Below are 1465 nucleotides of genomic sequence, written 5' to 3' on the forward strand. Positions count from 1 at the left end.
CTGGCCTCCTGATGCTCGGTCTGGTGGTCGGTGCTCGGTCTGGTGGTCGATGATCGGTCTCATGGTCTGATGCTCGAACGGTTCTGACGTCGTGCTGACATGGTTGCCGATCCTGGTGTGTGCCGGTCTGGCGATCAACGGTGTGCGGCTGCGCGGCCGGCTGCGTCGCCTCGACACCCTGCCAGCCTCCGGCCGCCCGGTGGACCCCGCGCATGAGTTCCTCGTCGCGACCGGGGTCCGCCTCTCCGACAGCGGCCGACGGGCGGCCAGTTACCACGCCAGCCGGGACCGGCTCGACGTGCTCGACCTCGTCCCGGCGGACCTGACGGCCGAACGGGCGCTCGACCTCGCCCGGATGGTCGACACCCGCACCTACCGGGCCGACCGCTGCGTGCCCGGCCGCGGCGCCTTCCAGGTGCTGCTGGTCCGCTCCGAGATCCTCCAGCGGGCTGGGATCACCCGCCGGGACGGTTTCGACCCGGTGGAGCTCGTCGACATCACCGAGCGGCTGAAGACCTTCGCCTCCGGCTCGACGGATCTGGCGGTGCTGCCGGAGCTGCGTGCCGCCCGGGACGACGCGGCGATGCGCGTCCGCGTCCAGCAGCGGGCCTACCGGTTCACCCGGCAGAACCAGCTCTTCCCGTTCGTACCCCAGATCGCCACCGCGATCGGCTTCCACGTGAACCAGCCGTTCGGCCTCGCGGCCATGGCGCTGTTTTGGTTCCAGCCGTTCTTCGTCTGCGCCGGCCGGGTGCCGCTGTCCTCGCGCGATCTCATTCGTTCCCCCATCGTGCGCATCCTCGGCGGGGTGCTGTTCGTGGTCGACTCCGTGCGGGCCGGCCGGGCGCAGGCCGTGAAGGCGGCCGAGGCGAAGGCCGCCGGGCTTCCCCCAGACCCGGTCAAGCGTGCGGCCAGGCAGGAGACCGCAGCCAGCCGCGCCTCCTACTCCCAGGACGTCCAGGCTGGCCTTGACCGGTTCCTGCGCCACGACCGGGCCGACTGCCCCTGGTGCGGATCGGTCGAGCTTGCCACCCGGGTGGAGTCGCCGGACCTGCTCCTGCGCAAGCCCGGTTCCTTCCGGCTGGACGGCTGCGAGCGCTGCGGACACGTCTTCCTCAATCCGTCGCTGAGCCCGGCCGGGCGCGAGTTCTACGACCGGGACCGCTACGACGGCCTGCGCACCGATGTCGCCGAGCAGGCTCTGGCCGCGATCGCCCGCGACCGGCGCTTGCCGTCCGGCCGTTCGTGGTGCCACGGACCTGGCTGGACGTGGGGGCCCGGTACGGTCACTTCGCCAACGCGGCCCGCGAGGTATGGCCGAGGACGGTGTTCGACGGGCTCGACACCTTTCCCGGCCTGGCGAAGGGCTTGGCGCGCGGCTGGGTCGACCACGCCCACTACGGCCGTTTCCCCGACGTCGTCGACAGCCTTGCCGGCCGGTACGACGTCATCAGCATGTTCGACT

Annotated in this window: 1 pseudogene; it reads left to right on the forward strand. The window is 71.4% G+C overall.

Annotated elements, in window-relative coordinates:
* Nucleotides 1-91: 91 nt before the first annotated feature.
* Nucleotides 92-1465, forward strand: a pseudogene (locus ACY45C_RS04970) (methyltransferase domain-containing protein); the annotation flags it as partial.

This window comes from Frankia sp. CcWB2 (genome assembly GCF_977927585.1).